This is a genomic window from Aureimonas ureilytica DSM 18598 = NBRC 106430, from assembly GCF_000382705.1.
Lineage (GTDB): Bacteria > Pseudomonadota > Alphaproteobacteria > Rhizobiales > Rhizobiaceae > Aureimonas > Aureimonas ureilytica.
Genome location: NZ_ARQE01000013.1, coordinates 36,233 through 60,894, shown reverse-complemented (window position 1 = coordinate 60,894; position 24,662 = coordinate 36,233). Strand labels below are relative to the sequence as shown.

At 67.4% G+C, this 24,662-nt stretch carries 18 protein-coding genes; 7 read left to right on the top strand and 11 right to left on the bottom strand.

All coding sequences use genetic code 11. The annotated features are described in order from the left end of the window. The first annotated feature begins 99 nt into the window (after positions 1-99). A complete protein-coding gene (locus tag B146_RS28000; RefSeq protein ID WP_081631065.1) occupies positions 100-1,899 on the top strand; it encodes a flagellar biosynthetic protein FliO in 1,800 nt (599 codons plus the stop codon). A 113-nt stretch (positions 1,900-2,012) separates the two neighbouring features. Here the strand turns inward: B146_RS28000 and dksA are convergent, their stop codons facing one another. After that, positions 2,013-2,429, bottom strand: coding sequence for an RNA polymerase-binding protein DksA (dksA, locus tag B146_RS0121040; protein ID WP_026358826.1), 417 nt, complete (start codon positions 2,427-2,429; stop codon positions 2,013-2,015). A gap of 355 nt (positions 2,430-2,784) precedes the next feature. Here dksA and B146_RS0121035 point away from each other — a divergent pair, with 355 nt between their 5' ends. The 3 genes from B146_RS0121035 to B146_RS0121025 all read left to right on the top strand — a co-directional run bounded on the left by B146_RS0121035 (position 2,785) and on the right by B146_RS0121025 (position 5,949). Continuing rightward, the gene (locus B146_RS0121035) at positions 2,785-4,242 is read left to right on the top strand and encodes a YcjX family GTP-binding protein (protein ID WP_019998459.1); all 1,458 of its coding nucleotides are present in this window, start codon (positions 2,785-2,787) and stop codon (positions 4,240-4,242) included. Continuing rightward, positions 4,239-5,294 (top strand): YcjF family protein, encoded by a 1,056-nt coding sequence (locus tag B146_RS0121030; RefSeq protein ID WP_019998458.1) that lies wholly within the window; start codon positions 4,239-4,241, stop codon positions 5,292-5,294. The genes B146_RS0121035 and B146_RS0121030 overlap by 4 nt, the downstream gene beginning before the upstream one ends. A 121-nt stretch (positions 5,295-5,415) precedes the next feature. After that, entirely contained in the window at positions 5,416-5,949 is a 534-nt protein-coding gene (locus B146_RS0121025) for a hypothetical protein (protein WP_019998457.1), read from the top strand. Here B146_RS0121025 and folK read toward each other — a convergent pair. Further along, positions 5,946-6,464, bottom strand: a complete 519-nt coding sequence (gene folK, locus B146_RS0121020; RefSeq protein ID WP_019998456.1) for a 2-amino-4-hydroxy-6-hydroxymethyldihydropteridine diphosphokinase — start codon at positions 6,462-6,464, stop codon at positions 5,946-5,948. The two genes, B146_RS0121025 and folK, sit on opposite strands and share 4 nt — an antisense overlap. Further along, a complete protein-coding gene (gene folP, locus B146_RS0121015) occupies positions 6,461-7,327 on the bottom strand; it encodes a dihydropteroate synthase (protein ID WP_026358825.1) in 867 nt (288 codons plus the stop codon). Before folP ends, folK begins: the two co-directional genes overlap by 4 nt. Before the next feature lie 216 nt (positions 7,328-7,543). On the opposite strand from folP, the gene B146_RS0121010 reads away from it, so the two are divergent. Beyond that, positions 7,544-8,053, top strand: a complete 510-nt coding sequence (locus B146_RS0121010; protein WP_019998454.1) for a DUF922 domain-containing protein — start codon at positions 7,544-7,546, stop codon at positions 8,051-8,053. A 24-nt stretch (positions 8,054-8,077) separates the two neighbouring features. On the opposite strand, the gene B146_RS0121005 is transcribed toward B146_RS0121010, so the two are convergent. Together B146_RS0121005 and B146_RS26890 are read right to left on the bottom strand one after the other, a co-directional pair. Next, positions 8,078-8,398 (bottom strand): 2Fe-2S iron-sulfur cluster-binding protein, encoded by a 321-nt coding sequence (locus B146_RS0121005; RefSeq protein ID WP_019998453.1) that lies wholly within the window; start codon positions 8,396-8,398, stop codon positions 8,078-8,080. A 31-nt stretch (positions 8,399-8,429) separates the two neighbouring features. After that, entirely contained in the window at positions 8,430-8,780 is a 351-nt protein-coding gene (locus B146_RS26890; protein ID WP_081631063.1) for an Hpt domain-containing protein, read from the bottom strand. Positions 8,781-9,159: 379 nt separating this feature from the next. Between B146_RS26890 and B146_RS0120995 the strand changes: the two genes are divergently transcribed. Then, positions 9,160-16,647 carry an apolipoprotein A-IV repeat region-like domain-containing protein gene (locus B146_RS0120995; protein WP_019998451.1) on the top strand — a complete coding sequence of 2,496 codons (7,488 nt, stop codon included), beginning with the start codon at positions 9,160-9,162 and terminating at the stop codon, positions 16,645-16,647. 355 nt (positions 16,648-17,002) lie between these two features. On the opposite strand, the gene B146_RS0120990 is transcribed toward B146_RS0120995, so the two are convergent. The 4 genes from B146_RS0120990 to B146_RS0120975 form a co-directional block, all read right to left on the bottom strand. Further along, the gene (locus tag B146_RS0120990) at positions 17,003-17,602 is read right to left on the bottom strand and encodes an ABC-type transport auxiliary lipoprotein family protein (protein ID WP_019998450.1); all 600 of its coding nucleotides are present in this window, start codon (positions 17,600-17,602) and stop codon (positions 17,003-17,005) included. Between the two features lie 110 nt (positions 17,603-17,712). After that, a complete protein-coding gene (locus B146_RS27995) occupies positions 17,713-19,380 on the bottom strand; it encodes an MlaD family protein (protein WP_019998449.1) in 1,668 nt (555 codons plus the stop codon). Further along, the gene (locus B146_RS0120980) at positions 19,370-20,212 is read right to left on the bottom strand and encodes an ABC transporter ATP-binding protein (protein WP_019998448.1); all 843 of its coding nucleotides are present in this window, start codon (positions 20,210-20,212) and stop codon (positions 19,370-19,372) included. The genes B146_RS27995 and B146_RS0120980 overlap by 11 nt, the downstream gene beginning before the upstream one ends. After that, the gene (locus B146_RS0120975) at positions 20,193-21,377 is read right to left on the bottom strand and encodes an ABC transporter permease (RefSeq protein WP_019998447.1); all 1,185 of its coding nucleotides are present in this window, start codon (positions 21,375-21,377) and stop codon (positions 20,193-20,195) included. The genes B146_RS0120980 and B146_RS0120975 overlap by 20 nt, the downstream gene beginning before the upstream one ends. Before the next feature lie 125 nt (positions 21,378-21,502). Here B146_RS0120975 and dgcA point away from each other — a divergent pair, with 125 nt between their 5' ends. Next, on the top strand, positions 21,503-22,489 hold the full coding sequence (dgcA, locus tag B146_RS0120970; RefSeq protein WP_026358824.1) for an N-acetyl-D-Glu racemase DgcA: 987 nt from the start codon (positions 21,503-21,505) through the stop codon (positions 22,487-22,489). On the opposite strand, the gene B146_RS0120965 is transcribed toward dgcA, so the two are convergent. Both B146_RS0120965 and B146_RS0120960 read right to left on the bottom strand, forming a co-directional pair. Beyond that, entirely contained in the window at positions 22,441-23,694 is a 1,254-nt protein-coding gene (locus B146_RS0120965) for an MFS transporter (protein ID WP_019998445.1), read from the bottom strand. The genes dgcA and B146_RS0120965 overlap by 49 nt on opposite strands. Before the next feature lie 73 nt (positions 23,695-23,767). After that, positions 23,768-24,601: a UDP-2,3-diacylglucosamine diphosphatase gene (locus tag B146_RS0120960; RefSeq protein WP_019998444.1), complete on the bottom strand. Its 834-nt coding sequence runs from the start codon at positions 24,599-24,601 to the stop codon at positions 23,768-23,770. Between the last annotated feature and the right edge of the window lie 61 nt (positions 24,602-24,662).

Here is a 24,662-nt window from a genome sequence, read left to right as displayed (position 1 = left end):
ACTGGATTGGGGCGGGTTGCGACATAAGAACCGAATACCGATTGCGGCACCGAAACGTCAACGACGCTGAGGGCCGCCGGAACGGCGGAGGTGAAGTGAATGCGTGATTGGTTGGCCGGCGTGGTCGGCGAGAGTCTGGCGCCGATCGTCTCGGTGATCTTGGCCGCGGCGGTGGTCATACTCCTGGTCCTGCTGCTCGTGGGGCTGGCCAAGCGCGTGTTCGCAGGCACCGGCGGAATCGGCGGCCGGGGCCGGGCGCCGCGTCTGGCCGTACTCGACGTTCTGCCAGTCGATCAACGCCGCAAGCTCGTGCTGGTTCGCCGCGACGATGCCGAGCATCTGATCCTGATCGGTGGCGCAAACGATCTCCTCGTGGAACAGGGCGTTTATCGTGGTCAGGGCGCGCGTCGCGGCCCCCCCGGTGCGCCGCGTCAGGAGCCGGAGTTCGCGGGGGCGGTCAACGGCCCGGTGCCGCATCGCCGCGTCCCGCCGCAGCAACCGCAGCCGCCGCAACCCTCTCAGGGTACGCCGCGTGCCGCCTCGCCCGAGCCGATCGTCCCCGAAGTGCCGCCCGCCATCCAGAACGCCCGCGCGGCCGATCCGGTGGTGGAGCCCGTGCGCGAACCCGCAGCCGTGAGAAGCGAGCCCGCGTTCGAACCGCAGCCTTCTCCAGCCGTCGAGCCGCCGCGTCGCGCCATGCCCGAGGCCGTGCGCACGCCGCCGCTCCCAGTTCGCGCGCCCGAGCCTCCTCGCGCCGCGCCCGAAGCGCCCCGCGCGCCGGAGCCTCGCCCCCAGCCCCCGGCTCCGCCTATCGTGATGGCCCCGCCCGTCTTGCCGCGCCCCATCCCCGCGCCGCCGAAGCCGGTCGTGCCGGAACCCGTCGCCGAGAAGCCGGAGCCTGTGCTCAGCCCCGTTCTCGCGCCCGCTCCGTTGGCCCGCCCGATGCCCTCGCCCGAGCCATCGGCGCAGCAGATCCCGCAGGCCCCCGTGGTTAAGCCCGCGATCGAGACACGCGCGCCTCAACCGGCTCTGCCGACCTCTGCCGCAGCGGAGGAAAACACGGCTCCCAAGCCGGTCGACGAGGCGCGTGACGCTGTCGAAACGCCGTCTGCGAGCCAGCCTTTGCCCCAGGCGCCGGCTCCGTCGGCACCCATTCCGCCTGTCGCTCCGCCCGTGGCGCAGCCGGCGAGCCAGCCGGTCGCCCCTCGCTCCATGGCGACGCCGACCTTGCCCTCCTTCGCCCGTCCCCCTCTGCCGATCTCGCCTCCGCCCCTTCCGGCCGCCCCGCCGGCGGTGGAGCCGCAACGCGCCGCGGCGCCTCAGGCCTCGGTGCCTCAGCCCGCCGCGCCGCAGCCGATCAGCGCCCGCGCGCTCTGGTCGCCGCTTCCGCCGGTCGGCGCGCCGAGCCCTGCGCCGCGTGTCGAACCGCCTGCCCTTCCGCAGGCCGAAGCAACGGTGCCGCCCGCGCCCGGCGTCACGGGGGATCGCCGTGAGCAGGAGCCGACCGATCATGCGGACAAGCCCGAGCCGCAAAGCGAAAGGAATGGCGACGATAACGAGGCGGATGCGCGTTCGCCGCTGACCGTGCGCAGCTTCGCCTCGACGATCCAATCCCGCCGCACGACGCCTTTGCCGCTGCCGGTCGCGCCTCCGCTCCCCGCCGCTCGCATCGAACCGCCCGCACCCGCTGCGCCGCAGATCGACGCGCGCCCGCTTCCGAGCGAGCCGGTCTCTGCTCCGGTTCAGGAAGGCGCGTCGCGAGGCGAGGAGCCGCAGCCGGTCGCCAAGCCGGTCGAGCCCGCCGAGGAAGCGCCGCGAACGGAGCGTCAGATGACGCTGGAAGAGGAAATGGAGCGCCTGCTCCACGACTTCACGCTCGACGTTTCCGACCGGCGCTAGCGCCGGTCGGGCTTCGACCCGCCGGATGTTGCGGAATGCGAAAACGAAAAAAGGGCCGCACTGCGCGGCCCTTTTTCATGTCGTCGGGTCGTTGGGCCCGGCTCTCGCCGCGCTCATTCGTCGCGATAGACCTTCTCGCGGCGCTCGTGGCGCTCCTGCGCTTCCAGCGTCATGGTCGCGATCGGGCGAGCGTCGAGCCGCTTCAGGCTGATCGGCTCTCCGGTTTCCTCGCAATAGCCATAGGTGCCGTCGTCGATCCGCTCGATCGCGGCATCGATCTTGGCGATCAGCTTGCGCTGCCGGTCGCGCGCGCGAAGTTCGATCGAACGGTCCGTTTCCGAGGAGGCCCGATCGGCCGCGTCGGCCTGATTGGCGTTTTCCGTGGCGAGTGCTTCCAGGGTTTCCTTGGCTTCGCGAAGGATCTCGGTTTTCCAGGCCAGCAGCTTGCGCCGGAAATATTCCTTCTGCCGATCGTTCATGAACGGCCCGTCCTCTGGAACACCAGTTCCGATTGGTAAGGTTTCGCTCATCTGCCGCCTCCAAGCCGAATTGAGGCGCTTATAACCATGCCGTCGGCGGTGAACAAGCGCCTCTCCGCTTTGTTCGATTTTGCCCAAGAGACGCCTAAGCTTCCGCCACACAAGGACTTTTAATGAGGCAGCGCGCGGGTCTCCGCCGCATTTGGCGTCACATCGGCACGGGCCGGGCGCGCCCTCTCCTTCACGACTCGCGGTTACATCGAAAGGGCGGCTTCGGCCGGTCTCTCGCGCCGCCCAAAAAGGCTTCACGCGATTGAGCGCCAAAACCCGGCCTTGCCGAGGTTCTGCCTTGGCGAAGGGTACTTATATAGGGTGCAGCGCCACCATCGAGGCCCCCGCCCCGCCTATGACATCCTTCGCCGACGAAGCCCGAATCGCTCTCGACAATCTCGCCGATCGTGGCGCCGGCCTGTTTCATCCGACCTTGCGGATCGGCGTCGCGGGTCTTTCGCGCGCCGGCAAGACCGTCTTCATCACCTCGCTCGTCCATAATCTCGTTCATGGCGGGCGCCTCCCCCTGTTTCAGGCACAGGCCGAGGGTCGAATCAGCCGCGCCTATCTGGAAGAGCAGCCCGACGACGCGGTGCCCCGCTTCCAATACGAGGAGCATCTTCGGGCCATTTTGGAAGACCGGCTCTGGCCGCAATCGACGCGGGCGATTTCCGAATTGCGGCTGACGATCGAATTCGAGTCCGCGTCCGGCTGGTCGCGGCTTTTCTCCGCCGGCAAGCTCTCGCTCGACATCGTGGACTATCCCGGCGAATGGCTGCTCGACCTGCCCCTGATCGACAAGAGCTTCGCGGATTTCTCGGCCGAATCTCTTGAGCGCGCGCGCCTTCCCTCCCGCGCCGAAATGGCCCGCCCCTTCCTCGAGCTTCTGGCCGGCATCGATCTCCACGCGCCCGCCGACGAGCCGACCAGCGTGAAGCTCGCGACCACCTTCGCGGACTATCTGCGCGCCTGCCGGGCCGACCGCACCGCTTTGTCCACCCTGCCGCCCGGCCGCTTCCTGATGCCGGGCGATCTCGAGGGCTCGCCGGCGCTGACATTCGCGCCGCTGCCCGTTCGGGCGGACGAGACCTACGAGAAAGGAAGCTTCGGCGCTCTCCATGCGCGGCGCTACGAGGCCTACAAGACCGTCGTCGTGAAACCCTTCTTCCGCGAGCACTTCGCTCGGCTCGACCGGCAAATCCTGCTGATCGACGCGCTGCAGGCGATCAATGCGGGGCCGGAAGCGGTGCGCGATCTGGAACTGGCGCTCAGCGACATTCTCTCCTGTTTCCGCCCGGGCCGGGCGAGCTGGCTCGGCTCCTTCCTGAAACGGCGGATCGATCGCATCCTCGTGGCCGCGACCAAGGCCGACCATCTGCATCGCGGCGATCACCAGAAGCTCGAGAACATCGTGCGTCGTCTGGTGCAGGATGCCATGGCGCGGGCCGACTTCTCGGGCGCGCAGACCGACGTCATCGCCATGGCCGCGATCCGCGCGACGCGCGAAGCCAGCGTGACGGATCGCGGCGACACGCTGCCCGTCATCGTCGGCACGCCGATCGAAGGCGAGCGGATCGGCGACGAGTGGTTCGATGGGCGAACGGAGACGGCGGTCTTTCCGGGCGACCTGCCGAGCGATCCCGGCCGCCTTCTTCGCGAGGCCGAGACGCGCACACCCTCGCCCTCCTCGATCGCCTTCGTGCGCTTTCGCCCGCCCCGGCTGGAGCGCTCGGAAGACGGGCTGACCCTGTCGCTTCCCCATATCCGCCTCGACCGGGCGCTTCAGTTTCTTTTGGGAGATCGTCTGGCATGAGCGAGGACACGCCCCGCCGCCCCGCCGCGTTTCGGATGGACCCGCCGGCGCCGCCGCCCGTTGCCGTCGAAACCGCGCCGCGCTCGCCGCGCGCCATCGCCGATCTCGGCCGCGTCGCGATCGAGCCCGATGAAACGCTGGAAGCGGCGGCGATGGAAGCGCTGGACGCCCCGCCCGCCACGGCGCGCCGCCGCAAGGGCTTCTCCTTCGGCAAGCTGCTCATGACGGCGCTCGCGGCGATCGTCTCGATCACCTTCGGTCTCGCGCTCGATGCCTTCATTCGCGACCTCTTCACCCGCGCCGATTGGCTGGGCTGGGTGGCGGTCGGGCTGACGGCGGCGGCTCTCGTCGGTCTCCTCGGCGTCGTCGGGCGTGAAGTGCGGGGGCTCTTCCGCCTCGGCGTGGTGGAGCGCGAGCGCCGCGACGGAATGGAAGCCTTCCGCACCGACGACGAGCGAAAGGCGCGTGCCGTCGTCGAGCGCCTCGTCTCCATCCTGGCGAGCCGGCCCGACACGGCGGCGGGCCGCGAGCGGATGCGCGCCACCGCCGACGACGTGATCGACGGCCGCGATCTCATCGGGCTCGCCGAGCGCGAGCTTCTCCTGCCGCTCGACGCCAAGGCGCGCGCTCTCGTGCTCGCCTCCTCCAAGCGCGTGTCGGTCGTGACGGCGGTCAGCCCGCGCGCCATCGTCGATCTCGCCTTCGTCCTGTTCGAGACGCTGCGCGTGATCCGCATGGTCTCCGAACTCTACGGCGCGCGTCCGGGCACGATCGGTCTCATCCGCCTGACACGCGACGTTCTGGCGCATCTCGCCGTCACCGGCTCCATCGCGGTCGGCGACAGCGTGGTCCAGCAGGTGGTCGGGCATGGGCTGGCGGCGCGGCTGTCCGCCAAGCTCGGCGAAGGTGTCGTCAACGGTCTTCTCACCGCCCGGGTGGGCCTGGCGGCGATGGACCTTTGCCGACCGCTCCCGTTCCTGTCGGTGCAGCGACCGAAGATCGGCGATTTCCTGCGCGATCTCACGAGTTCCGCGACGTCCGGCTCGCGGTGAGTCCTTCCGGCAACATCGTCGTTTCGAGCGATCGAGGGCCGTTACGAGAAAGATTTGATTAACCCTCCGGCGTGATAAAAGGAGCATCGATCCGCTTCCCGAACGTGCCGGAAGGTCCCTCATGGTTCGCTCTCTCGCTGCCAGCCTCGCTCTCGTGGTCCTGTCCGGCCTCTCCGCGCCCACCTTTGCCGCGGACAAGGACGAAGCCTTCTTCCAGACCGTTTTCGGGCGCTGGGTCGGCCCCGGCGAAATCGTCGCCGGAAAGTACAAGGGCACGAAATTCGTCTGCGATCTCAGCGGCGCCAAGCCCTCGCAGGATGTCGGCATGTCGCTCGACGGAACCTGCCGTGTCGGCATGTTCTCGCAGCCGATGACGGCGACGTTCGTCAAGGGCGGCTCGTCCTACAAGGGCTCGTTCCTCGACGGCTCCTCCGGCAAGGGCCTCGACATCGTCTCCGGCAACGTCTCCAACGACAAGATCACCGTCGGCCTCGACCGCAAGCAGCTGAAGGGCGCCATGGTCGCCCGGCTCGACGGCAAGTCCAAGGACAAGCTGCTCATCACCATTTCGGTTCAGGTCGCCAACGAGCTGGTGCCGGTAATCGGGATGCAGCTGAAGCGGGACGAGACGGTAAAGCGCGCGTCGATCGACTAATCCTCGGCGCGGGCTTCATCCCGCCACCAGTCGCCGCCGGCCTCCGACAGTTCGATCCCGCCGGTCGCGATCCGCTCGCGCCAGACCTGGACCGTCTCGCCGTCGATGGTCAGCTTTGGCGCGATCTCTGCCAGCGGCACGAGCACGAAGGCGCGTTGCGTCATGTGCGGATGCGGGAGGACGAGCCGATCCGTCGCGACGCGTCGGCCATCATAATCGAGAAGATCGATATCGATCGTGCGAGGCCCCCAGCGCTCCCGCCGCTCGCGATGCAGCGCGCGCTCGACTTCGAGGCAGAGGTCGAGAAGCGCGGCCGGCTCGATCTCGGTGCGCAGACCGGCGCAGGCGTTCAGGAAATCCGGCTGATCCGTTTTCCCCCAAGGGGGCGTGCGATAGACTGGCGACACGATCTCGACCGAGATTTCGGGATGCGCGTCGAGCCGGCGTAGCGCCGCCGCCATCCGATGGAGCGGATCGCCGACATTGCCCCCCAATCCGATCCAGGCGCGGTTCATGGCTCGCCCTCGCGCAGGGTCGAAAGGGCGGCGTCGGTCAGAGCCAGCGCATCCCGGCTCGGCCCGATCTGGTGCACGCGGAAGATCGCCGCCCCGCGCTCGCGCAGAAGAACGCTGGTCGCCGCCGTCGCTGCATCGGAATCGGCGGTTTCATGGGTCAATGTTCCCCGCACGAAGCGCTTGCGCGAGGTGCCGACGAGGAGCGGCCGCCCGAAACGGTGGAGCGCACCGAGGCGCATCATGAGCGTTAGGTCCTCATGGGCGTTCTTGGCAAAACCGAAGCCTGGATCGAGAACGATCCGCGACGTCTCGACGCCGGCCTTCGCGGCGATCGCCAGCGAGACCTCGAGAAACTGGACCTGATCCTCGATTACGTCCGCCAGCCGCTCTCGGTCGCGGCCCGTGTGCATCAGGCAGAGGCCGGCTCCCGTACGCGCGGCGACATCGGCGATCGCCCGGTCCCGCTGCGCGCCCCACACGTCGTTGACGATATGGGCGCCGCGCTCCACGGCGGCGGCGGCCGTCTCGGATCGGTACGTATCGACGGAGATCAGACAGTCCGAGCGCTTCGCTAGGGCTTCGATGACCGGAAGGATGCGCGCCATCTCCTCGTCGGCCGTTACGGGAACGGCGCCGGGCCTCGTCGACTCCCCGCCGATGTCGATGATGCCGGCCCCTTCTTCCACGAGTCCAAGCGCAGCCTCCACCGCCCGCGACACATCGCCGCCATAGCGCCCGCCGTCGGAAAAGCTGTCGGGCGTCATGTTGAGGATGCCCATGAGGACGGAGCGCGGTCCGAGTTCGATCTGCCGCCCATGCGCCAGGTGCCAGACACGAGGCGCGAAGGCCTGCCCATCGATCATGACCGCACCCAAGATCGGAGACGAACCGGAGACACGTTAAAAAATCCTCGCGCAGACGGCTTGTGCCGCGTTTCTGATCGGGTAGCGTGGTGGTCGAAAGTTTCAAGCTTCCGGGAGAATGGCATGAAACGACGTCTCGCCCTGTGCTTTGTCTTGTGTGCCGCCTCCGTCGGGCCAGCGCTAGCGGGGGAGATTCGAGAACGCACGACCTTCTTCATGGTCCGGGGAAAGACCTTCGACGAGTTGAACCGCCAGCTCGGAATGAACGGACCCGATCTCGGCCGTGGCGCCCGCCATGCCGGGTCCACCGAAGTGTCGTTCAAGTCCAATGTCAGTTACAAGAACCAACCGGGCGGCTGCGGCATCAGGCACGCGCAGGTGACACTCGACCTTCACACCACTCTGCCGCGCTGGGCCTCGCCCGCGAACAGCTCGCCCGACACGCGCACGCTCTGGAAGACGCTGCGTGAGGATATCGCCACGCACGAAGCCGAGCACTCCCACATCGCCAAACTCTGGTTGAAGCGCATCGAGGCCAAGCTGCGCACGCTCCCGCCCGAGCGAACCTGTTCGGCGATGGAGGCGCGGGTGAACGAGTCCGTCCGCACGCTCCTGAAGCAGCATGAAAGCGAACAGATCGCTTTCGACGCCGCCGAATCCAAGCGCATCGACGCGCGCCTCAAGCGCAAGCTTCAGGAAAATCAGAGCCGCGTCGCGAAGCGTTGATCCCGATGCTTGGCCCCCCAGCCGTCAGGGCTGGCGGGCCGGCACCCGAAGCGTGAGCCCCTCCAGTTCCGGCCGGATGCGGATCTGGCAGGACAGGCGTGAATTGGCGCGAACGTCGATCGCGAAATCCAGCATGTCCTCTTCCATCGCCTCCATGGTCGGGAGAAGCGGCAGATAGGCCTCCTCAACATAGACATGGCATGTCGCGCAGGCGCAGGCGCCTCCGCAGTCGGCGTCGATGCCGGGAACGTCGTTGCGCACGGCGTTCTCCATCACGCTCGAACCGTTCGCGGCGTCGATCTCGTAGCGGGTGCCGTCATGGGCGAGGAAGACGATGGCTGTCATGGCGGTCGGGTAGACCGGTGAGCCGGCAAGGTCAACCGGCGCCGGTCACGCACGCCAGATCGGCACGAAGCGTTTCTTCCAGCGACAGGATCGCTTCCGTCACCGACGCGACATTTTCCTCCGCCTCCGGCTCCCCTTCCAGGCGGGCCGCTAGATCCCCCAGCCGCAAGGCGCCGCAGCTGCGCGCCGTGCCTTTCAACGCATGGGCGATCCCCATTCGCTCGTCCGGCGCGACCTCTCGCAGACTGCGTCTTGCGACCGACAATTGGGCGAGCAGAAGCCCCTCGATCTCCCCGACCAATGTTTCGTCACCCCCGCAGTTCGTCAGCAGAATGGTTCGATCGAACACTGGCAAATCTTGGGAACACGACGACATCTTCATTTCCGGTATGAAAAGGCGAACGAAATCGGGGGAAAATCACAAATATCCCGGGTTTGGAATGGCGGCCCTATCGCATGTTGGTCATTGTGGGCTCATGAACCGGACTTGCGAGTCGTCGTTTGGCGTCAGAACCACACACTCGGCTCGCAGAACCATCGGGCGGCGTTAACCAAATGTTTAAACTTGTAGGTTTCGCCCGCTTTTGCGGTTTCTTTCCCGAGCTCTCCTATTTACCTTATGAGCTAGGATCATGCCGTCTTGCCGCCCGTTCGGTGGCGAGAGGGTGGCGAGGTCCTTCGCGGCGCTGATCGGCCTGCCCAAGGCATGCCCGAACGGCCCTGACGGACCCAATGTAACGAGTATCGAGGCGCGGCGCACGATGTCGAAGATCAAGACGGCCGAACAGCTTTCCGACGAAGCGGTCAACGAGTTGGAGGCGGCTCTTCAGGATGAGGACTTCCTCAAGCTCGAAGGCGATGCCGACCGTCTGACGGGCAAGGCGGAAGGCCATGTTGAGAGCCAGACGCTTCGCGCGGAGGACATCTCGATCGAATTCGCCTTGAGTGACTTCGATCGCAGCGTCGAGGAGGCCACCCGCGCCCTTCGCGAGGATGCAGGTCTTGCGTCGTCGGCTTCGGTCGCCCCTACCGCTCCCGCCGCAAACCAAGCTTCCGCCGAGATCCCCGATCTCACCGACTTCAAGTTCGACGACATGGCCGATGTATCACCGGAAGCCTTGAGCCAGGCTGGAGCGGCCCCGCGCGCCGAGACCGCCGCGCCGCAGCCGAGCGTTGCGCCGGACGTGACGCTCGATGCCGCCGAGAACGCGTCTCCGGCGGTTCTGGCGGCCGCCGATGCCAGTTCGCGCATTCGCTCCGAGCGCCGCTCGCGCACGCCGGCGCAGCCGACCGGCGACCCGCGCCGCTCCGCCAGCGCGCCGCTCGCCGAGCCCCCGGCCCGCGCCTCCCGCAATTTCAAGACCGATGTCGCCAATGACGAGCAGCGCTCCGCCGCCGTCATGGCCGACGCACTTCTCAGCCGTCGCTCCTCGAACCGGCCGCTCGTCATCGGCGGCGTGATCGCCGCCGGTTGGGCGGCGCTTTCGGCGTCGGCCTCCTATTCCTTCCTGACGAGCGAGCCGGCGCTGACCGCCAATCTCGTTCCGCTTCTCGCGCCGCTCGCGGCCGCCGTCGTCCTGCCGCCGCTCATGGTCATGGGCCTGTCGGTGATGATCAAGCGCTCGCAGGACCTGCGCCTGATGAGCCGTTCGCTCGCCGAGGTCGCGCTGCGTCTGGCCGAGCCCGAGGGTCTGGCGTCCGAGCGCGTGAGCACGGTCGGGCAGGCGGTCCGCCGCGAAGTGGCGGTGCTCGGCGAAGGCGTCGAGCGGGCTCTGGCGCGCATGGGCGAGCTGGAAGGCCTGGTGAACGCCGAGGTTTCCTCGCTCGAGCGCGCCTATGCCGACAACGAAGTGAAGATCCGCTCGCTCGTGTCCGATCTCGGATCGGAACGCGAAGCGATGCTGTCTCATGCCGAGCGCCTGCGCGCGTCGATCGTCGGCTCGCATGACCGGCTGGTCGGCGACGTCGACAGCGTCTCCACCCGCATCCTGTCTCAGGTCGAGGAAGCCTCGGCCCGCCTCAACACGCTTCTCGACGAGCGCAGCGCCGAAATCTCCCGCGCCTATGACGAGCGCAGCCGCGCGCTCATGGCGCTCTTCGACGAACGTCGCCACGAAGTGGACGGCGCGCTCCTCGGCAGCAGCGCCGCCGTGGTCGATCGCCTGAACGAAACCGCCGAAGCGACGACGGGCCAGCTCCGCCAGACCGGCGAAGAGATCGCCCGCTCGCTGGCGGAGCAGATGGAGGCCTTGAAGGCCCGCTCCGCCGAGCTTCTGCAGAACGTCTCCACCGTCAACGAGGAAGCGCGGGCCCGCCTCGCCTCTTCCAACGAGGCGCTGCTCCAGGTCCTGTCCGATCGCGCCGAGCGCCTGGCCACGCAGAGCGCGGAGTTCGACCGCACGCTCGCCGATACGATCGACACCCGCTCGCAGCGCATGCGCACCGATGGCGAAGCCCTCGTGGGCTCGATCGCCGACAATCTCGACCAGCGCGTCGCGACGCTGTCGTCCGAGGCCGAGCGTTTCATCTCGCTGATGGACAGCGGCTTCGACGCGCGGATCGAAAAGGCGGCGGCGCTTCTGACCGAGCGCAACGCCGATATTCTCGGCCGGTTCGACGAGCGTCTGGCGCAGCTCGAGGAAGCGCTGTCCGGCAAGGGCACGGCGCTGGTCACCACGATCGAGAACCGCGCGGCGGCGATCGATCGCTCCGCCGACCGCATCTCCGACGCCCTGCGCGAGCGCACGGGCGAGTTCGCCAATGTCCTGTCGGAGCGCACCGGCGAGATCGGCCGCGCCTTCGCGACCGGTCAGGCCACGATCTCGCAGGCTGCCAGCGACGCCGTCGCCAATGTCGACGCCGTGTTCCAGTCGCAGACCGTCGAACTACGCAACACGTTCGAGCAGCGCATCGGCACGCTCGGCTCCGTGCTGAGCGACCGCGCCGCCGACATCGACACCTCGCTCGCCTTCGCGCAGCAGTCGCTCGCGGCGACGCTGGAGGAGCGCGGCAACGCGATCACCCAGTCCGTCGACACGAGCGTCACGCGCATCGAAGGGGCGCTGGAAGGCGCCGACACGCGCATCGCGGCGGGCGCCGAAGGCAAGGCGAACGAAATCCGCCTCTCGCTCGAAAATCATGCCGACAAGGTGCAGCGCCTCCTCGAGGATGGCCATGCCCTCCTCGGCAGCGATCTCGACGATCGCCTGACGCGCATCAACGCCCTGCTCGCCGAGAAGCGCGACGCGATCAACGTCGTTTTGGACGAACACTCGCGCGACCTCGCCGGCTCTTTCGATCAGCGCACGACGACGCTGCGCGACATGATCACGGAGCGCTCCACGCGCCTCCTGGACGAGCTGGACGAGCGTTCCGGCGCGATCTCGACCAACCTCTCGGATCGCCTCACCGCCAGCGAAGCCTTCATGCGGGCGAGCGGCGAGCGGCTGACCGAATCGCTCGAGCTCTACACGGCCCGCGTCGGCGAAGACGTCATCGGCCGTCTCGAAAGCGTCCTCGCGATGGGCGACGACCGTCGGCAGGCCTTCCTCGCCGGGCTCGAACTCCAGACCTCGGGTGTGGAGGCGGCCTTCGAAAGCTCGGTCGAGCGCATCGCCGGCGAGTTGCAGGCGCGGGTCGACGAGCTGCGCGCCCTGATCGACAACTCGCGCGACACGCTGGTCGGAAGCCTCGAGTCGCGCAGCGGCGCCTTCTCGCAGGAAGCCGAGGAAACGACCCGCAGCATCCTGGCAGCCGTCGAAGCCGCCGTGTCCTCGCTGACGAACGGGCTCGAAGGTCGCGGCACGCAGCTTCGCGACAGTGTGGAAACCGCGCGTCTGGCGCTGCTCGACGGTCTCGACGAACGCGTCATCGCGATGCGCGAGCTTGCGGACGCGTCGCAGTCCTCGCTGCTCACCGATCTCGAGGCCCGCACGGTCCGCTTCGGCGAGGAACTCGACAAGGGCCATTCGGCCATCGCTCAGACGCTCGACCAGCGCATCGGCGCGCTGCGGGACGCGCTTCTGGAATCCGACGGCCAGCTGGCCGCCGCCATGGACGAGCGCCGCGAAAACCTCACCTCGGCGATCGAGGATGTCGCGAGCTCGCTCGCCGCGACGCTGGGCGACCGGGCGGACGACGTGCGCCGCGTCCTGGAGCAGAGCACGGGCAACGTCACCCGCTCGCTCGAAGCCAAGCGCGAGGAAATCGTCGCCGCGCTGGAAGCCGGCGTCGTCACGCTCGCCCTTGCCGTGGACGAGCGCACCGAGTCGATGACCTCGACGCTGGAGCGCGGCCTCGCCAATGTGGAGCGCACCCTGTCGGGTCGCGCGACGCTGATCGCCGACACGCTGCGCGACACGATCGTCGGCGCCACCGCGACGATGGGCGAAGAGGCCGACCGGGCGCGTCTCGGCCTTCAGTCCGAAACCCAGAAGATCGCGATCGTCATCGGTGAACTCGGCAGCGTGTTCCGCGCGTCGTCCGAGGAAGCGCAGGCCCGCTTCGCCGAGGAAGTCGGCAAGTTCGAGGACCGGATGCGTGCCGTCGCGCAGTCGGTGCAGGACGTGTCCGCTCTCGCCCGCACGGAACTGACCGGCGAGAGCGAGCGTGTCGCGGAAGGCATCGCGGCCTCCGCCGAGACGATCCGCCACCTCAGCGACGAAGCGCGCCAGCGCTTTGCGCAGGAAGCCGAAACTCTCGGCCAGACCGTGGCCGAGGTCGCCGTGCGGATGCGCACGGATGCCGAGGAAGTGCGCGAGGCGCTGGCCCTGGAAGGCACGAGCTTCTCGACGCAGATCGGCGGAGCGTCGCTCGCGATGCGCGCCGAAGCGGAAGCGGCGCGCGAGCGTCTCGCCGAGGTCGCCAACGAGTTCGCCGGCGGCCTGGAAGACATGGCGCAGCGTCTGCGCGACGATGCCGAAGCCGCGCGTCGTCTCGTGGCCGATCAGGCCGTGGCCCTCTCCGCCGATGTGGAAGGCGCCGCCGACAAGCTGCGCATCGTCGGCACGCAGACCCGCGAGCAGTTCGCGGTGGACGCCAGCCAGATCCGCGAGGAGGTCGCCAACGCCGCGACGCAGATCCGCGAGAATTCCGACCTGGTGCGCCGCGAGGTGTCCGAACAGTCCGCCGCGATCGTCGCGGAGTTCCAGAACGCCAGCAGCCATCTGAACGAGGCGGGCGAAGCCTCGCGTCGTCTCCTTCTGGAAGACGCCGGTCGCATCGCCGAGCAGGTCGGCTCGGTGGCCACCGCCATGCGGATCGAGGCCGATCGCCTTCAGCAGGACGTCGCGGATCAGTCGCGTCGCCTCGTCGAAGAGTTCCAGAACGCCAGCGGCAATCTCAACGAAGCCGGCGCGACCTCGCGTCGCCTCCTCCTGGAGGATGCGGGCCGTGTCGCCGAGCAGGTCAGCTCGATGGTCACCGCCATGCGCGTCGAGGCCGACCAGCTTCAGCAGGACGTCGCCCAGCAGACCCGCCGTCTGGTGGAAGAGTTCCAGACCGCCAGCGGGAACCTCAACGAAGCGGGCGAGACGTCGCGTCGCCTTCTCCTCGAGGATGCGGGACGCATCGCCGAACAGGTCGGCTCCGTCGCCACCGCCATGCGCGGCGAGACGGATCGTCTGCAGCTGGAAGTCGCCGAACAGGCCCGCCGCATCGTGGACGAGGTCACGCAGGCGACCGATCGACTGCAGAACGGCGCCGGGGAAACCCGCGAGCGTCTGGCGGCCGAAGCGCTTCGCCTGTCGGAAGAACTCGACGCCGTCGCCCTGTCGATGAGCGAACAGGCTGAAGCCGCCCGCAACCGCCTGTCGGGCGATGCGGAAGCCTTCGCCCACCGCGTGCAGGATGCCGCCGCCCTCATCCGGGGCGAGACGGACCGCTCCTCCTCGACCCTCGACGAGCGCGCCACGCGCTTCGCGACGGAGCTCGCCGGACTGTCCGTGCAGCTCTCGCAGGTTCTCGACGGAACCACGGACGGCGTCCGCGAGGACCTCACGCAGTCGGCCGCCGTTCTTCGGGCCGAGATCGAAAGCGCGGCGAACCTCATTCGCGACGAGATCGTCTCGGTTACCGGGACGATGCGCTCGGACGCGACCGACATCGCGGGCAATATCCTGCGCGACGCGCAGGCCGCCCGTCAGAACCTCATGTCGGAAGGCTCCGAGATCACGCAGCGCCTGTCGGGTGTCGCGACCGCGATCCGCGTCGAGGCCGATCGCATTCGCGAGCAGATCGCCGAATCCACCGGCCTGTTCGGCAACGAACTGGTCCAGCGCGTGGAAGCGTCCGAAAACCAGCTTGTGGCCCGCGCCGAGGCCGTCAGCGACTCGATGAACCAGCGCACCCGCGAGTTGGCGGACCTTCTGTCCGGCCGCAACGCGGAGATCGCCCGCCTTATCGACACCGAAACCCGTCCGATCGTCGAGCGCCTGTCCTCCACCGGCTCGCAGGCCGTGGAAGCGCTGGAAGCCGCCGCGCGTCAGGTGGCCGAGCGCCTGCGCAGCGAGAACGAAGCCATCGTGGCGGACTTCGTTCGCCGCGCCGAGGAGACGGTGGAGCATCTGGGCATTTCGTCCTCCGGCCTTCTGGCCGCGCTGGACGACCGCTCCGGCTCGCTCACCTCGTCGATCTCGGATGCCCGCGAGCTTCTGGCGAGCGACATCGGTTCTCTGGCCGAACGGCTCGAAAGTGGCAATTCGGCCCTGCGCAACCTTCTGGACGATGCCGCCCAGAACATGGGCCGCGCCGAAACCGCGCTCAACGAGACGGGCGCCCGCTTCCGCGACGAGGCGGACCGCGTGGGCGGCGAGATCGCCGCTTCCTCGGAGCGCCTGGAGCGCAACGTGGTGCGGATGGACGACACCACGGCCCAGGCCCTGGATCGCCTGTCGACCCTCGGCGAGAAGCTTGGCGAGCACGAGCGCATGCTGACGGAAGCCGCCGCCCTTCTCGACTCCTCGCAGAACAATCTGCAGGAAACGCTGGAAGGCCGCCGCGAAGGTCTGGAAGCGCTCGCCAGCGGTCTTGCGACCCGTTCGGACGATGTCGGCCGGATGCTCCTGTCCTTCGAGGGCGTGGTGGATCGCCTCTTCGCCGAAGCCGAGCGTCGCACGCAGTCCGTCGTCGAGACGATCAGCGGCGATCTCACCGCGTCGCTGGACGAAGCGGGCCGTCAGATGGAAGAAACGGAGCGCCGCTCCGCCGCCGCCGCCGGTCAGGTGCGCGAGACGATCCGCGGCGTGGTGGAAGAAGCCACGCAGCGCTTCGGCAGCGCGACGAGCGACATGCATCGTGCCGCCGCCGACATCCGCCGCGAGCTGGAAAACGCGCGCACGGAAATCCGCAAGGGCGTCTTCGAACTGCCCGAGGAAACCAAGGAAAGCACGCGTGCCATGCGCCGCGCGGTGTCCGACCAGATCCGCGCCCTGCGCGAGCTGACCGACATCGTCACGCAGTCCGGCCGCTCGCTCGACGTGCGCTCGCCGAGCGCCGTATCCGCTCGCCCGGCAGCCCCGCTGGCGGCCCGCTCGACGGATGTCCGGGCGCCCGCCCGTCCCGCCGCGCAGCCTGCGGAAGCGGCCGAGCGCGCCGCGCCGGAGGCCTATCTCGCCGGCGGCTATGTGAACGAGGGCAACCTGGCCCGCGACACGCGCGGCCATGTGGAGACGCGTCCTGCGGCTCCGGCCGCTCCGGCGCCGCGCGGCTCCGACCTGTCGCCGCTTCGCCCGGCCGCTCTGCCGGAGCGTCCGCAGGCGGGTGGCGAGGGTGAGCGTCAGGGGGGCTGGGTCTCCGACCTCCTCCGCCGCGCCTCGCAGGAAGAGGACGAAGGCTCGCAGGAGCCGGCCGCCCCCGCCCCTGCGGCGAGCGAAACGGCGTCGGACCGGCAGGAGCGCACGCAGGCTCATGTCGTGGACTCGCTGAACTCGCTGTCGGTGGATATCGCCCGCGCGATCGACCACAATGTCTCGGTCGAACTCTGGGACCGCTATCGCAGCGGCGAGCGCAACGTTTTCACGCGCCGCCTCTACACGATGAAGGGTCAGCAGACGTTCGACGAGATCCGTCGCAAGTATCAGCGCGACGCGAGCTTCAAGAGCGCGGTGGACCGCTATATTGGCGACTTCGAGATGCTGCTGCAGGAAGCGTCCCGCAACGACCCGGACAATGCGAAGAGCAAGAGCTACCTTTCGTCCGACACGGGCAAGGTCTACACGATGCTCGCCCACGCCTCGGGCCGCTTCGAGTAAGCGCGGACACCAAAGACGAGACATTCGAGCGGGCGGCCTTCGGGTTGCCCGTTTTCGTTTGGGCGAATGCGTTAGGCGATGCGGCGCGCCGAACCGCGCGCCAACCCGTCTCGGTCGGAGCGACGTTTCAAGTCGGAATGTCGGTTCTCTAGTCCGACGTGGGACGGCTCTCGAAACCTGAATGGCGTCCTCAAGGCCAACTGGGTCAGGTCGTGAGTCAGCGGTGGACGCGTGGAACCCTCGCGTCAGCGACTACGCTGCATCACTTGCGAGGCTCGAGAGGTAATCGTCCCGCGCACGAAAAAGCCCGCCTCGAAAGGCGGGCTTGGCATTGCGACCGAATGTGTTGGCGCGGTCAGATGAGCTTGAGCGTCCAGGCCACGACCTCGTCGGCGACTTGCCCGAACGCCTGATCCAGCGCCGCGACATAGGCCGGATTGCCGGCGGCCGTGACGGGCGCCGTGCCTCGGAAGATGCGTGTGCTGCGAACGACGCCGGTGCGATCGTTCAGGGCCTTCACGGAGAGTTCCACCACGGCGGTCGAGGCGCCGCCATCCACCACCACTTCGAAGCGGCGCAGTTCCGTGACGATCTGATAGTCGATCGCGAGTCCCTGGCCGGGAACGCCGACCGCGCCGACGCGGCCCGTGTTCTGGAACGCCTGGAGCAGACGGAGCTGGATCAGGCGCGGGAGCCGATCGCTCCACTGGCTGGAGCCCAGCGTCTCGATCGTCTGCGGCGTCGGGCGAATGACGATCTGCTGACTGTCGAGCGACTTGGAGGCGGTCGGCTCGGGGATCAGGATCTGCGCCTTGGTCGCGGCCGCGCGGGTGCTCGCTGGCGGCGGTGGGGAAAGCTCGAACGTCGCGGGTGGCTCCTTCAACGACGCGCAGCCGGAGAGAAGCGCGGCCAGAAGCGAGACCGAAAGCAGCTTGAGAGAGGCCTTGCCTGACATTCTATTTCCTCGGCACGGGGTTTGGGTCGGCCAGGAAGCCACCCGAAGTTGGGATGCCCGCCGAACCCGAGAGTGCGGCGGGGCAGAGGGAGCCGTTCTCGACCGCCGCGTCAGCGGCGGGCGCGTCCGTCGTACTGGCGAATCTCGCCGGCGCCGTCGTTGCCGAAGAGAATGCGGCTCGGATTATCGGACAGGTTGGTCACGGCCTGCTCGATCCGCGTCACGGCACGCGTCGCCTCGCGGATGAGGTTGCGCACCTCCTGCAGACCCTGACCCGTGAAGCTGTTGAGGTTCGAGGAGATCGGGCCGACGGCGGCCTGGATGGTCTGCGCCGTCTGGCGGATCGTGCGCAGCGTCTCGCGCGCCTCCACCGTCAGGCCTCGGCCATCCGGGCTGTTGACGAGGTTGTTGACCGAGTTGATCAGCGTCTGTGCCTGAGCCGAAGCCGTCTTCAGGTTCGACGTCGTGTCCTTGGTGTTGCTGATGATCGCGTCGATATCCTCGCGGCGGTTGCCGATGTCGTTGGCGACATTGCGCACGGAATCGGCCGCGCTCGCGATATTGGTCGTGGCCGACGAGACGTTGTTGACCGCGCGGGAGATATCATCGGCGCGGATGCCGGCGAGAAGACCGTCGACGCGGGCGCGGGTCCCATTCAGGCCGGTCAGCGCGTTGTTCAGCGTGGCGAGAACCGTGTCGGTCGCGGCCACCACCGTGCCGATGCGGCTGGACTGGCCGTTCAGCGCCGAGGCGAAGCCCGAGACATTGTCCACCACCGAGCGCACTTCATCCGGATTGACGGCCGCAGTGATGCGATTGACGTTTTCCAGCGTGCCGTCGAGGCGGGTCGCCACGCGGCTCGCGGACTCGCTGATCGGGTCGAGACGGCCGAGGAAGGCGTTGAGGCTCGGCGTGTTCTGACGGATCACGTCGCCGATCGAGCCGAGGCTGCGGGCGGTTTCGCCGATCGAATCCAGTGCGGTGACGAAATTGTCGGTCTGTCCGCGCACCGTCTGCGTGATGGCGGCGACGTTCTGGATGGAATCGTTGACGGCGCCGACATTCAGGGCGGCGAGGAAGTTTCCGACCCGGTCGATCAGCGGCGGCAGGCGCTCGGCGACATTGTTGGCGCTGGTCGACAGGCGCGCCAGACTACCGAGGAAATCGTCGATCTGATCGGCATTGGCCGCCAGGCTGTCGGTGAAGGTGCGCACATTGGTCGAGGTCTGCGCGACGTTTTCCGCCGTCGTGCGGACCGACGGGCCGACGGCCTGAACGATCGATTCAAACTCGCCGAGAATGTTGTTGGCGCGGTCGGCGATATCGCGCGCGGTGGCCAGGATGTCGGTGACATCGGACGGGTTGGCGCGGATCACGGGCGTCGTGCCCTGCTCCATCGCCGACTGGAGGATGTTGCGATCGTTCACGTTGCCGCCCGTCAGGCCGATGAAGCCGATGCCGGTGAGGCCCTGGAAGCCGATCGTGGCCGTGGTCGATGTCGTGATCGGCGTCGTGCGATCGACCTGCGTCGTCGCGATCACCACGCGCGGATTGTTCGGGTCGATGCGAAGGCTCTGCACCGTGCCGACGTTCAACCCGTTGAACAGAACGGCGCTGCCCTGGCTGAGGCCGGAGACCGAGCCCTCGATGCGGATCAGGAGCGTCGTGCGCTGGTCGCGGTCGGAGACATTGGCGGACCAGTAGACGAAGCCGAAGCTGAGGGCGAGGACGACAACCGTGAAGATGCCGACGAGGACGTAATTCGCTCTAGTTTCCATCACTGTCCTTTACCGCGTAGTGCGGATTCTCGTCTTTCGGCACGACGGTTCGGGCGCGCTTGCCGTGGAAATAGGAGCGGACCCAGGGGTCGTCGTGCTCCAGCATGGTCTCGAGCGGTCCTTCCACGAGGACCTTCTTCTGCCCGAGGACCGCGATTCGATCGCACGCCATAAATAGGCTGTCGAGGTCGTGTGTCACCATATAGACGGTGAGCCCGAGCGTATCGCGCAGCGTCATGATGAGTTCGTCGAAATCGGCCGCGCCAATCGGATCGAGACCCGAGGTCGGCTCGTCCAGGAAGACGATGTCGGGATCGAGCGCGAGCGCGCGGGCGAGCGCCGCGCGCTTGATCATGCCGCCCGAAAGCTCGGAGGGAAATTTCTCGGCGGCGTCCGGCGCGAGACCGACGAGATCGATCTTCAACCGGGCGAGCTCTTCCATGAGCTTGGGCGAGATATCCAGATATTCCCGCATGGGAACCTGGATGTTCTCGAGCACCGTCAGCGAGGAGAACAGCGCGCCCTGCTGGAACAGGACGCCCCAGCGCTGCTCGACCGCCAGCCGCTCGGCCTCGCTGGCCTTGTCGTAATCCGTGCCGAAGACCTCGATCTTGCCGCCCTGCTTGGGGTTCAGACCGAGGATCGTGCGCAGAAGCACGGACTTGCCGGTGCCGGACGCGCCGACGAAGCCGAGAATCTCGCCCCGTCGCACGTCGAGGTTCAGCCCGTCGAGGATCGTCTTGGAGCCGAAGCGGACCGTCACATCGCTCGCGCGGATGATGATGTCCTTGTCCTCGGCCGGACGCGTCGTTTCAGTATCCGATGGCGGCATAGAAGATCGCAAAAACAGCATCCATCAGGATGACGAGGAAGATGGATTTGACGACGGAGGCCGTGACGTGGCGGCCGAGGCTTTCGGCGCTGCCGCCGACCTTCATGCCTTCCATCGAGGCGACGATGCCGATGACGATGGCCATGAAGGGTGCCTTGATCAGGCCCGCGAACACGGTGCCGACGTCGATCGCGCTGCGCATGCGCGTGATGAACGCGTCCGGCGTGATGCCGGAATAGATCCAGGTCACGATGATCGCGCCGAGAAGTCCCGCAATGTCGGCGATGAAGGCCAGGAGCGGCAGGACGATCACCAGGGCCACGAGGCGCGGGAAGATCAGGACGCCGATCGGATTGAGGCCGATGACGTGGAGTGCGTCGACCTCCTCGCGCATCTTCATCGAGCCGATCTCGGCCGTGATGGCGCTACCCGAGCGGCCTGCGATCATGATCGCGGTGAGCAGCACGCCGATTTCGCGCAGCTGCAGGATGCCGACGAGATCGACCACGAAGATCTCGGCGCCGAAATTGCGGAGCTGAAACGCGCCCTGCTGCGCGATGACGGCGCCGATCAGGAAGCTCATGAGAAAGATGATCGGCACGGCGCGGACGCCCATCCGATCCATCTGATTGACGATCGCGGCGGGGCGAATCTGCGTCTGCCCGGTCATCCGGCGGCCCGCGCCGTAGAGCGCGGCGCCGATGATGTTGAGGCCGGTCGTAACCTCGCGCACCATGGCGAACATGTTCTCGCCGATCCTGGCGAAGAAGTCCGTCACGGGCGAGGAGGTCTTGGCCGAGGGGGGCTGACGCTTGACGTCGAGCGACTTGCGCACCGCCTCGAACAGCGTGCGGTCCTTGTCGTCGCCTTTGAACTCGACCTTGCCGCCCTTCTCGCCCATCTGGCGGGCGAGGCGTTCGATCAGGTAGGCGCCCGACGTGTCCATCCGGCCGATCCCGGCGCAGTCGAGCACGATCGTCTGTCCGAGATCGGCACGGGCCGTCTCGTCCACCTTGTCTTCGATCGACCCGATCGTGCGCGCGAGCCAGTCTCCGCCCAATTTCAGGACGATGCCGGTCTTGCCTTTTTCCGCTTCGATCGAGGGCGTGGCCGCGTCCGGGTTTCCCTGGCCGTTGCGCCCGTCTGGCTTTGGTTTGTCCAGCATTCCGAGAGTTCAAGCCCTTGATTGAGCAGGAATGGCCCAATCAGGCTCTTCCACTCCTCGCGTTGCACACGTAGCGTCGCAAAAAGACGCCGAATAGAGGCGTTAAGATCGGCTAAAGGATTAAAATGACGAGTCGTCTTTCGGTCACAGTGGACGCTTTTTTGCTAGCGAAGCAATTCACGATCGCTCGCGGCGCGAAGACCGAAGCGGTGGTTGTTTCCTGTACTCTCGCGCGAGACGGCGTGAACGGGCGCGGCGAATGCGTTCCCTATGCGCGTTACGGCGAGAGTGTCGAGACGGTCGTCGCCGCGATCGAGAGCATCCGCGCCGATCTGGAACGGGGGGCGGATCGCGCGGCGCTTAAGGCTCTGCTGCCACCCGGCGCGGCGCGCAATGCGGTGGATTGTGCCCTTTGGGACATGGAAGCCAAGCGAGAAGGACGCCGAGCGGCGGACCTCGCCGGCCTGCCCGCCCTCGATGCCGTGGAAACGGCCTACACGATCTCGCTCGGAACGCCCGAGGAGATGGCCGAGGCGACGCGGCTCGTCGCGCATCGCTCGGTGCTCAAGGTCAAGGTCGGACGCGGCGAGGACGACCCGGCGCGGATGCGCGCGGTGCGCGAGGCGGCCCCTCGGGCGCGTTTGATCATCGACGCCAACGAGGGCTGGACACCGGACAATCTGAAATCCAACCTTCTTGCGGCCGCCTCGATCGGGGCCTTCGTCGTGGAACAGCCCCTGCCCGCCGGCAAGGACGAGATCCTGTCCCGCACGCCGCATCCGGTTCCGATCTGCGCGGATGAATCCGTGCATGGCAGCGCGGACCTGCACGAGCTGATCGGGCGCTACGACTATGTGAACCTGAAGCTCGACAAGACCGGCGGCCTCACCGAAGGGCTGGTCTTCCTGACCGAGGCGCGTCGGCTCGGCTTCGGGGTCATGGTCGGCTGCATGGTCGGCACATCGCTCGGCATGGCGCCTGCGCTTATCCTGGCGCAAGGCGCCGAACTCGTCGATCTCGACGGCCCGCTCCTCCTGCGGGAGGATCGCCCGAACGGGCTGCGCTACGAAGGCTCGCTCGTCTTTCCGCCCGAGCCCTCGCTCTGGGGCTGAGGCGCTAGAAGCAGGATGGCGAAGGCCGTGAGAGCCATGGCAGCCATGGCGTAGAAGGCGCTGGAGAAGATCGTCTCGTAGAGAAGGCCGCCGCCCAAGGTCGCGGCGGCCATGAGAATCGTCTGCAAGGCGAAGCTCAACCCCTGCGCCGCGCCGAACCGGTTTTCGGCGACCGAGGAGCCGATCAGGGATTGAAGCGAGACATGCGTCGCCGCGAAGGTGAGCGCATGGGCGGTTTGCAGGACGGCAAAGCCCAGAAGGCCAAGATCGAAGGTCAGAAGCGTCCACCGCGCCGAGGCCGTCAGCGCGGCGGCGATCAGGAAGCTGCGCACGCCGAAGCGGCGCAAGGGCTTGGCTGCCAGACGGAAGAGCACGACTTCGGCAATGACGCCGATCGCCCAGAAACAGCCGATCTCCATCGCGCTGTAGCCGAGCCGCGCCCAGACGAGCGAGGCAAAACCGTTGAGGAGCGCGTGGCTCGCCTGGATCAGGGCGATGGCGAGGAGAAACGGCAGGAGCCGGCGCAAGTCCGGCGCGGGGGCCAGCCGGCGAAGACGCGAGGTCAAGGAGCGCTGCGGCAGCCAGGGCTCCTGCGAGGGCGAGAGCGGAAGCGGCGAGGCGCGAAGGGGTCGTCCCATGCGCGGCGCAAAGAGCGTGACCGCGACGGTCGCGAGAAAGGTCAGCGACAGAACCATTGGGAAGCCGCCCGGCCCCAGATGCCCCAGCGCGATACCGCCGACCACATTGGCAAGGATGAAGCTGAGCGATCCCCAAAGGCGGGAGCGCCCATAATCCGATCCAAGACGCCGCACGCCGGACAAGGCGATCGCATCGCTTAAGGGAATGGCGGGGCACCAGACCGCCGCCAGAACGAGAGTCGCGACGAGGATCTGCGTGTAGCCATCGACGATCGTGTAGACGCAGGCGGCCGCCAAGCTGGCGACGCTCGTGGCGATCAGCAGATGAGCCCTGTCGCGGGAGCGGTCGGCCAAGCGGAGAACGGGCGGGCAGACGAGAACGCGAAGGCCGATCTGCAGCGCCAGGATCAGGCCGATCTCTTCGCCATTCAGCCCCTCATGGGCCAGCCAGACCGGGAAGAAGGGAAAGAAGATGCCGAGCGAGACGAAATTGCCGGCAAAGACCAAGGACATGCGCCGATCGAACCGCCGCTTCGGGTCGGACGAGATCGGCGGATGCGAAACCATGGCGAGCGCTTTCGAGGACGAGCCTTGCCGTCCCCTATCAAAGGCCTTCCGACGGGGCAAACCCCGGAGAGGCTTACTCCGCTGCTTCGGGCATCCGCTCGCGGGGTTTCAGGAAGCGCATCCCGACGCGCGGGTCGGTCGTCGGGTCGAGCTTTTCGAGCGCCGTCCAGCGCACGAGTTCGAGCGTTCCGTCGTGGCGCTCGACGATGGCCGAGCAACTCTCCACCCAGTCGCCGGTGTTGACGTAGAGCATGTCGCCGAGGTCTTCGATCTTCGGGTGGTGGATGTGGCCGCAGATCACGCCTTCGCAATCCTGCCGCTTGGCCTCGCCCGACAGCGCCTCCTCGAAGGCGCCGATGAAGTTGACGGCGCGCTTCACGCGGCCCTTCGCCCAGGACGAGAAGGACCAGTAGCCGAAGCCAAGGCGACGGCGCGTCCAGTTGAGCACGACGTTGATGGCGATCGCCATGTCATAGGCCCAGTCGCCGAGATGCGCGATGAGCTTGGCGTGGCGCACCACCACGTCGAACTCGTCGCCATGCATCACCAGGAGCCGCTTGCCGTTGGCGGTCACATGCACGTCGTTCAGCCGCACCTCGATGCCGCCGAAATGCGAGCCGACGAAATCGCGCAGGAAGTCGTCGTGATTGCCGGGCACGTAGATGATCTCGGTGCCCTTGCGCGCCTTGCGCAACAGCTTCTGAACGACGTCATTGTGCGACTGCGGCCAGTGCCAGGAGCGCTTGAGGCGCCAGCCGTCCACGATGTCGCCGACGAGATAGATCTTCTCGGCGTCGTGGCAGCGCAGGAAGTCGATGAGAAGATCGGCCTGCGCCGCCCGCGACCCGAGATGGATGTCGGACAGGAACAGGGTTCGCACATGCCGCGTCGCGTTCCACTGTTCCATCGGACCGTCCAGTTCTCTTCGCGCCTCACGGGTCTTAATCTGCATTAAGCCTGTTGCAGGC